The sequence below is a fragment of the Pseudomonas sp. SB113 genome (assembly GCF_040754745.1).
GTDB lineage: Bacteria > Pseudomonadota > Gammaproteobacteria > Pseudomonadales > Pseudomonadaceae > Aquipseudomonas > Aquipseudomonas grimontii.
In genome coordinates, this window is record NZ_JBFMHW010000037.1 from 42,621 (window position 1) to 51,737 (window position 9,117).

At 61.8% G+C, this 9,117-nt stretch carries 7 protein-coding genes; 1 reads left to right on the forward strand and 6 read right to left on the reverse strand.

What is annotated here, in order from left to right; all coding sequences use genetic code 11:
• Positions 1-8 precede the first annotated feature (8 nt).
• Complete coding sequence (locus AB1462_RS29455) at positions 9-596, forward strand: LysE family translocator (protein ID WP_315338531.1); 588 nt, start codon at positions 9-11, stop codon at positions 594-596.
• Here the strand turns inward: AB1462_RS29455 and AB1462_RS29460 are convergent.
• The 6 genes from AB1462_RS29460 to AB1462_RS29485 form a co-directional block, all read right to left on the reverse strand.
• Positions 538-1,425: an AraC family transcriptional regulator gene (locus AB1462_RS29460; RefSeq protein WP_090405374.1), complete on the reverse strand. Its 888-nt coding sequence runs from the start codon at positions 1,423-1,425 to the stop codon at positions 538-540. The genes AB1462_RS29455 and AB1462_RS29460 overlap by 59 nt on opposite strands.
• A gap of 141 nt (positions 1,426-1,566) precedes the next feature.
• On the reverse strand, positions 1,567-3,180 hold the full coding sequence (locus tag AB1462_RS29465; protein ID WP_367248724.1) for an ABC transporter ATP-binding protein: 1,614 nt from the start codon (positions 3,178-3,180) through the stop codon (positions 1,567-1,569).
• 1 nt (position 3,181) lies between these two features.
• Positions 3,182-4,201 carry an ABC transporter permease gene (locus tag AB1462_RS29470; RefSeq protein WP_053134921.1) on the reverse strand — a complete coding sequence of 340 codons (1,020 nt, stop codon included), beginning with the start codon at positions 4,199-4,201 and terminating at the stop codon, positions 3,182-3,184.
• 1 nt (position 4,202) lies between these two features.
• Positions 4,203-5,279 (reverse strand): microcin C ABC transporter permease YejB, encoded by a 1,077-nt coding sequence (locus tag AB1462_RS29475; protein ID WP_027606500.1) that lies wholly within the window; start codon positions 5,277-5,279, stop codon positions 4,203-4,205.
• The gene (locus AB1462_RS29480) at positions 5,280-7,124 is read right to left on the reverse strand and encodes an extracellular solute-binding protein (protein WP_090405368.1); all 1,845 of its coding nucleotides are present in this window, start codon (positions 7,122-7,124) and stop codon (positions 5,280-5,282) included. It abuts the gene before it with no gap.
• Positions 7,121-8,950, reverse strand: coding sequence for an extracellular solute-binding protein (locus AB1462_RS29485; RefSeq protein WP_090405364.1), 1,830 nt, complete (start codon positions 8,948-8,950; stop codon positions 7,121-7,123). The genes AB1462_RS29480 and AB1462_RS29485 overlap by 4 nt, the downstream gene beginning before the upstream one ends.
• Positions 8,951-9,117 lie beyond the last annotated feature (167 nt).

Consider the following 9,117-nt stretch of genomic DNA (forward strand, 5'->3'; position numbering starts at 1 on the left):
GAACCGCAATGAGCTTGATCATTTCCATGGCCGCCTTCGCCCTGGCCACATCCATCACGCCGGGACCGGTCAACGTGGTCGCCCTGAGTTCAGGGGCACGCTTCGGTTTTGTCGCCAGCCAGAAGCATGTGTTCGGCGCCGCTGTTGGCTTTACCTTGCTGTTGGTGCTGATCGGCCTGGGGCTGCACGAGGTGCTGCTGCGCTGGCCCATCCTGACCCAGTTGATCCAGTGGGGTGGGGTCGCCTTCCTGCTGTACATGGCCTGGAAACTGGCGGCGGACGACGGCCGGTTGGACGCGGACGGCGCCGCAACTGCGCCGTCGATGCTCTACGGCGCGATCATGCAATGGCTCAACCCCAAGGCCTGGCTGGCTTGTGTGGCGGGCATGGGCTTGTTTGCGGCCGATGGCGACGCGCGGCAAATCTGGTTGTTTGCCAGCCTCTACCTGGTGATCTGCTACGTGTCGGTGGCGTGCTGGGCCTATGCCGGGACCTTTCTGCGCCGCTACCTGGGCAATCCCCACGGCGTGCGCCTGTTCAACCGCTCAATGGCCGCGTTGCTGGTGGCCAGTGTGGGTTATTTGCTGATGGCTTGAGCACCTCGCGGTACTGACCGGGCGTGGCGGCGAAATGCTGCTTGAAGGTGCGCTGGAAGTGCGCCTGGTCGGCAAAGCCCGCAGCGAGAGCCACATCGGCGATCAACTCGCCATTGCGCAGCCGGGTGCGGGCAAACTGGATGCGCTGGTTGACCAGGAACGCATGGGGCGTCAGCCCGTAATACTGCTTGAAGGCGCGGATCAGGTACGACGGCGACAGCTCGGCGGCCAGGCAGATGTCTTCGAGTTTCAACGCCTCGGTGCAGTGCACACGGATGTACTCGGCGGCCCGTTCCAGCTTGTGGTTGACCTCGCGCATTGGTGTGGGTGAAGGGTTCAGGCGCTGCTGGACTTCGCTGAAGTAACTCACCAACGCGCTTTGCTTTTGCAGGAGCTCGGCCTGCTCATTCACCAGCATCCGGTACAACGCCAGCAAGCCGCTGTACAGCAGTGGGTCACGGGTATGCGGCGTATTGAAAGCGCGATAACCCTGGTCGGTGCTGAAGCCCAATTGGTACTGCAATTCGGTCAGCCAGGGCGTGTCGAGGTAGAGCATGTGATAGGACCATGGCTGGTCGTGGATAGGGTTGCAGGCATGCACATCGCCCGGGTTCATCAGTACCACGGTGCCGGCGCTGATCAGGAACGTATCGGCGCCGTAAAGGTAATAGCTGCGCCCGGTGGTGATCGCGCCGATGGAAAAATGCTCATGGGCGTGACGGGTATAAGTGACCTTGCGCCCGTCGGCGATGGTGCGCGCTTCGATGAACGGCAGGCGCTCGTCGCGCCAGAAGCGCGGTGCGGCGGGGCACAGGTCGGTCAGCGTCATGGGCACGACTCCAGGGCAATCAAGATCAGTAACGGATCGTTGCACAGACCCTGGCGTTTGTGTAGCCGTTGGCTTGGCAGGGGGGCACGCAGTGATCCGATTGTGCGGCACACCCACGCAGGACGTGGGCGTGCTGATCGCTCAGAGGGGCTCTGGGCACGGCACCAGAAAGGCCGCTTCCAGCAGTTGACGCGTATACGCATGCTGCGGATCAGCAAAGATCGCCTGCGCATCGCCCTGTTCCACCACCTGTCCATGCTTGACCACCATCAACTGGTGACTCAGCGCCTTCACCACCGCCAGGTCATGGCTGATGAACAGGTAGGTCAGGTTGTACTTGGCCTGCAGGCTGCGCAGCAGTTCCACGACCTGGCGTTGTACCGTGCGGTCCAGCGCCGAGGTCGGTTCGTCCAGCAGGATCAGGCGCGGCTTGAGCACCAGCGCGCGGGCGATGGCGATGCGTTGGCGTTGGCCGCCGGAAAATTCGTGGGGGTAGCGATGGCGGGACTCCGGGTCCAGGCCCACCTCCTTGAGCGCCGCGATAATCGCCGCTTCCTGCTCGGCCGGCGTGCCCATTTTGTGAATGCGCAGGCCTTCGCCGACGATCTCGCTGACGCACATGCGTGGGCTCAGGCTGCCGAACGGGTCCTGGAACACCACCTGCATTTCCCGGCGTAACGGGCGCACCTGTTGTTGGGTCAGCTTGTCCAGTTGCTGGCCTTCAAAGCGGATCCCGCCCTTGCTGGCGATCAAGCGCAAGATCGCCAGGCCCAGGGTGGATTTGCCCGAGCCGCTTTCGCCAACGATGCCCAGCGTCTGGCCCTGGGGCAGGCTGAAGTTGATGCCGTCCACCGCCTTGACGTAATCGACGGTGTTGCGCAAAAAAACCTTCTTGATCGGGAACCAGACTTTCAGGTCATCGACTTCCAGCAACGGCGGCCCGACCTCGTTGGTGGCCGGCCCACCGCTGGGTTCCGCCGCCAGCAGTTCCTGGGTGTAAGGGTGCTGGGGCGACTGGAACAGCGTCTCGCATTCCGCCTGCTCGACGATGCAGCCCTGCTGCATCACGCAGACGCGGTGAGCAATGCGCCGCACCAGGTTCAGGTCATGGCTGATCAACAGCAGGGCCATGCCCAGGCGCGCCTGCAACTCCTTGAGCAGTTCCAGGATCTTCAACTGCACAGTGACATCAAGGGCGGTGGTGGGCTCATCCGCGATCAACAGTTCCGGCTCATTGGCCAGGGCCATGGCGATCATCACCCGCTGGCGCTGGCCGCCCGACAGTTCGTGGGGCAGGGCCTTGAGCCGTTTGTGCGGCTCGGGGATGCCCACCAGTTCCAGCAGTTCAAGCGTGCGCCGGGTCGCGACCTTGCCGGTCAGGCCCTTGTGCAGGCCGAGCACTTCGTTGATCTGCTTTTCGATGCAGTGCAGCGGGTTCAACGAGGTCATCGGCTCCTGGAAGATCATCGCGATGCGGTTGCCGCGAATATGCCGCAGGGTCTTTTCCTTGAGGGTCAGTAGGTCTTGCCCGGAATAGGCGATGGTGCCGGACGGGTGCCGGGCCAGCGGGTAGGGCAGCAGGCGCAGGATCGAGTGCGCGGTCACCGATTTGCCGGAGCCGCTTTCGCCGACCAGGGCCAGGGTTTCGCCGCGCTTGATATCGAAGCTGACGTTGTTGACCACGCGGTGGTGATGCTCGCCCGTGACGAACTCGACGGAGAGGTCGCGGATTTCGATCAGATTGTCCTGATTCATCTCATTTCCTCGGGTCGAAGGCATCGCGAGCGGACTCGCCGATAAACACCAGCAAACTCAACATGATTGCCAGCACGGCAAACGCGCTCATGCCCAGCCACGGCGCTTGCAGGTTGGATTTGCCCTGGGCCACCAGCTCGCCCAGCGAAGGCGAACCGGCCGGCAGGCCAAAGCCGAGGAAATCCAGGGCAGTCAGGGTGCCGATGGCGCCGGTGAGGATGAACGGCATGAACGTCATGGTCGAGACCATGGCATTGGGCAGGATATGGCGGAACATGATCGCGCCGTTCTGCATCCCCAGGGCCCTGGCCGCGCGCACATATTCGAGGTTGCGCCCGCGCAGGAACTCGGCGCGCACCACATCCACCAGGCTCATCCAGGAAAACAGCAGCATGATCCCCAGCAGCCACCAGAAGTTGGGCTGCACGAAGCTGGCAAGGATGATCAGCAGGTACAGCACCGGCAAGCCGGACCAGATTTCCAGGAAGCGCTGCCCGGCCAGGTCGACCCAGCCGCCATAGAAGCCCTGCAAGGCCCCGGCGATCACGCCGATGATCGAGCTGAGCACGGTCAACGTCAGGGCAAACAGCACCGACACACGGAAGCCATAGATCACCCGCGCGAGCACATCGCGGCCTTGGTCGTCGGTGCCCAGCAGGTTGACGCTCGAAGGCGGCGCGGGAGCCGGTACCTTCAGGTCGTAGTTGATGCTCTGGTAGCTGAACGGGATCGGCGCCCACAAGGTCCAGGCGTCCTTGGCCTTGAGCAGTTCCTGGATATACGGGCTCTTATAGTTGGCCTCCAGCGGGAATTCGCCGCCGAAGGTGGTTTCCGGGTAGCGCTTGAGCGCCGGGAAATACCAGTCGCCGTCGTAGTGCACTGCCAGTGGCTTGTCGTTGGCGATCAGCTCGGCGCCCAGGCTCAGCCCGAACAAAATCAGGAACAGCCACAGCGACCACCAGCCACGCTTGTTGGCCTTGAACCGCTCGAACCGGCGGCGATTGAGGGGGGACAGGTTCATCTCAATGCTCCCGGCTGGCGAAGTCGATACGCGGATCGACCAGGGTGTAGGTGAGGTCGCCGATAAGTTTCACCACCAGCCCCAGCAGGGTGAAGATAAACAGCGTGCCGAACACCACCGGGTAGTCGCGGTTGATCGCCGCTTCAAAGCTCATCAGGCCCAGGCCGTCGAGGGAGAAGATCACTTCCACCAGCAACGAGCCGGTGAAGAAAATCCCGATGAACGCCGACGGGAACCCGGCGATCACCAGCAGCATCGCGTTACGGAACACATGGCCGTAGAGCACGCGGTGGTTGGTCAGGCCCTTGGCCTTGGCGGTGATCACGTATTGCTTGTTGATCTCGTCGAGAAAGCTGTTTTTGGTCAGCAGCGTCATGGTCGCGAAGTTGCCGATCACCAGCGCGGTGATGGGCAGCGCCAGGTGCCAGAAGTAGTCGAGCACCTTGCCGCCCCAGCTCAACTCATCGAAGTTGTTGGACGTGAGCCCGCGCAAGGGGAACCAATCGAAATAGCTGCCGCCGGCAAACACCACGATCAGCAGGATCGCAAACAGGAACGCCGGGATCGCATAGCCGACGATGATTGCCGAACTGGTCCATACATCGAAGTGGCTGCCGTGTCGCGTGGCCTTGGCGATCCCCAGCGGGATCGACACCAGGTACATGATCAATGTGCTCCATAACCCCAGGGAGATGGACACCGGCATCTTCTCCTTGATCAGGTCGATGACCTTGGCGTCACGGAAGAAGCTGTCGCCGAAATCCAGCCGGGCGTAGTTCTTGACCATGATCCACAAGCGTTCCGGCGCCGACTTGTCAAAGCCGTACATCTTTTCGATTTCCTTGATCAGCGCCGGGTCCAGGCCCTGGGCGCCACGGTAGCTGCTGGAACCGGCCACCGAGACTTCGGCACCGCCGCCGGCAATGCGGCTGGTGGCACCTTCAAAGCCTTCGAGCTTGGCGATCATCTGTTCCACCGGGCCACCGGGGGCGGCCTGGATGATGATGAAGTTGATCAGCAGGATCCCGAACAGTGTCGGGATGATCAGCAACAGGCGGCGAACAATATAGGCCAGCATTTAATCGCCTCCGCTCGCCGGATCGGCGCTCGTGTTTGTGTTCGCGTCTGAGGTGACGGCAGGTTTTACGTTGGGTTTTGCCCACCAGGTGGCGGTGCCCACGTCATAGCGCGGCGGGGTTTTCGGATGGCCGAGATGGTCCCAGTACGCCACGCGGAAGGTCTTGATGTGCCAGTTGGGGATCACGTAGTAGCCGAACTGCAGCACACGGTCCAGGGCCTTGGCATGGGCGATCAGGCTTTTGCGCGAGTCGGCGTCGATCAGTTCTTCCACCAGTTGGTCGACCGCCGGGTCCTTGAGGCCCATGTAGTTGCGGCTGCCGGGCTTGTCGGCGCTGGAAGACTTCCAGAATTCCCGCTGCTCGTTACCCGGCGAGGTGGATTGCGGGAAGCTGCCCACCACCATGTCGAAGTCCCGCGAGCGGATACGGTTGACGAACTGCGAGACGTCCACCCGGCGGATCACCAGGTCGATACCGAGGTCGGCCAGGTTGCGCTTGAAGGGCAGCAGGATGCGTTCGAACTCGGTCTGTGCCAGCAGGAACTCGATGGTCACCGGTTTGCCCGTGGTGTCGACCATCTTGTCGTCGACGATGCGCCAGCCGGCTTCCTGCAGCAGTTGGTAGGCCTCACGCTGCTGGGTGCGGATCATGCCGCTGCCGTCGGTCTTGGCCGGCTCGAAGGCCTGGGTGAAGACTTCGGCCGGGATCTTGTCGCGCAGCGGCTCGAGGATCTTCAGCTCATCCGGGCCAGGCAGGCCGGTGGCGGCCATTTCAGAGTTTTCGAAGTAACTGCGGGTGCGGGTGTAGGCGCCGTTGAACAGCTGTTTGTTGCTCCACTCGAAATCCAGCAACAGGCTGATGGCCTTGCGCACGCGCACGTCCTGGAACATCGCCTTGCGCGTATTGAACACAAAACCTTGCATGCCCGTCGGGTTGCCGTTGGGGATTTCTTCCTTGATCAAGCGACCCTCGGTCACGGCCGGAATGTTGTAGGCGTTGGCCCAGTTCTTGGCGCTGAATTCCAACCAGTAGTCGAACTGCCCGGCCTTCAACGCTTCCAGGGACACGGTGCTGTCGCGGTAGTAGTCGGTGATGCGGTTATCGAAATTGTAGAAACCCTTGGTGATCGGCAGGTCCTTGGCCCAGTAGTCCTTGACCCGCTCGTAGCGGATCATGCGCCCGGCCTTGACCTCGGCCACCTTGTACGGCCCGCTGCCCAGCGGCACCTCCAGGTTGCCCTTGGCGAAGTCCCGCGTGGCCCACCAATGCTTGGGCAGCACCGGCAGTTGCCCGAGGATCAGCGGCAATTCGCGGTTGTTGGTGCGCTTGAACTTGAACAGCACCCGCAGCGGGTCTTCGGCGACCACTTCATCGACATCGGCGTAGTAGGTGCGGTAGATCGGTGAGCCTTCCTTCATCAGTTCCTGGAAGGTGAACACCACGTCTTCGGCGCGGATCGGGTGGCCGTCGTGGAAACGCGCTTCGGGGCGCAGGTAGAAACGTACCCAGCTGTTGTCCGGGGCTTTTTCGATCTTGCCGGCGACCAGGCCATATTCGGTGATGGGTTCGTCCAGGCTCTGCATGGCCAGGGTGTCGTAGATCAGGCTGACATTGTCGGCCGGCACGCCCTTGCTGATAAACGGGTTGAGGCTGTCGAAGCCGCCCATGCTCGACTCGCGGAAGGTGCCGCCCTTGGGCGCATCCGGGTTGACATAGTCGAAGTGCTTGAAGTCGGCGGGGTATTTCGGCGGCTCGTTGTACAGCGTCAGCGCGTGTTGCGGGGCGGCGTGGGCCGTGGTGCACAGCAGCAGGCTGCCGAGCAGTGCGTTGCGCAAATACATCATTGGGCTTTCTCCGAAGCTTTCAGCCACCACGCACTCAGGCCCAGGCTATAGGGCGGCGTGGTGACAAAGGCGAACCGGTTACGGTACGCCAGGCGATGATAGTTGAGGTACCAGTTGGGAATGCTGTAGTGCTGCCACAGCAGCACCCGGTCCAGGGCGCGGCCGGCGGCCAGTTGTTCTTCGCGGGTCTGCGCCGCCAGCAGTTGTTCGAGCAGGTGATCGACGATGGGATTGGCGATGCCCGCATAGTTCTTGCTGCCCTTGATCGCGGCCTGGCTGGAGTGGAAGTACTGCCACTGTTCGAGGCCGGGGCTCAAGGTCTGGTTGAGGGTGATCAGGATCATGTCGAAGTCGAATTGATCCAGGCGTTGCTTGTACTGCGCGCGGTCGACGGTGCGCAGGCGCGCGTCGATGCCGATGCTGATCAGGTTCTCGACATAGGGCTGCAGGATGCGCTCCAGGTTCGGGTTGACCAGCAGGATCTCGAAGCGCAGCGGTTGCCCGTCCTTGTTGAGCAGGCGTTGGCCCGACAACTTCCAGCCGGCTTCGCCGAGCAGCGTAAGGGCATGGCGCAGGGTTTCGCGGGGGATGCCGCGCCCATCGGTCTGGGGCAGGCTGAAGGCTTGGGTAAACAGGTTGGGCGGTAGCTGCTCGCGGTAGGGGGAGAGCATCAGCCATTCATGGCCGGTTGGAACCCCGGTCGCGGCGAATTCGCTGTTGGGGTAGTAGCTGAGCGTGCGTTTGTAGGCGCTGCTGAACAGGGTGCGGTTGGTCCACTCGAAGTCGAACATCAGCCCCAGGGCTTCCCGCACCTTGGTCTGGCCGAAGGTCGGCCGGCGCGTGTTCATGAACAGGCCCTGGCTCTGGGTCGGGATCTGGTGGGCGATCTGCGCCTTGATCACCTCGCCACGGTTGATCGCCGGGAAGTTGTAGCCATTGGCCCAGTTCTTGGCCTGGTGTTCGATGTAAATATCGAACTCGCCGGCCTTGAACGCTTCGAAGGCCACGTCGCTGTCGCGGTAGAACTCCACTTCGACCTTGTCGTAGTTATAGAAGCCCTGGTTGACCGGCAAGTCCTTGCCCCAGTAATCCTTGACCCGTTCGAACACCAACTGGCGCCCTGGAGTGACTTTGCTGATGCGGTACGGCCCGCTGCCCAGGGGCGGTTCGAAGGTGGTTGCCTTGAAGTCGCGGTTTTTCCAATAGTGCTGGGGCAATACCGGCAACTCGCCCAGGCGCAGGATCAGCAACGGGTTGCCGGCGCGCTTGAACACAAAGCGGATGCGGTGACGGTTGAGGATGTCCACCCGCGCCACTTCCTGCAGGTTGGTGCGGTACTGCGGGTGGCCTTCAGTCAGCAGGGTGCGATAGGAAAACGCCACGTCATACGCGGTGATCGGCTTGCCATCATGGAAGCGCGCTTGCGGACGCAGGTTGAACACCACCCAACTGCGGTCCTCGCTGTATTCCACCGACTGGGCAATCAGCCCATAGCTGGAGGTCGGTTCATCGCCGGACGGTGCGTACTGACCGGTGCCGACCATCAACGGCTCATTCAGCTCATTGACGCCGTATTGCAGGAAATTAGGCGTGGAAACCGGGCTTGAGCCCTTGAACGTGTAGGGGTTGAGGGTATCGAAAGTGCCAAATGCCATGACCCGCAAGGTCCCGCCTTTCGGCGCTGCAGGGTTTACCCAATCGAAGTGGGTGAATTTGGCCGGGTACTTGAGCGTGCCGAACTGCGTATAACCGTGGCTCTCGGTAATCGTCGCGTTCGCACCAAAGCTCAAGGCCAGACTTATTAATAGAAGGAGGGGACGCTTCAAGTAAGGGATCCGATCCAGGCGGCTTGGGCTTTATGATCGGTACAGTAACAGCTTGTTCCGGTTGGAAAAAGCTGGTTGGGATGATGTAGATCCAATGTGGGAGGGGGCTTGCCCCCGATAGCGGTGTATCAGCCAGTGAATGTGGTGGCTGACACACTGCTATCGGG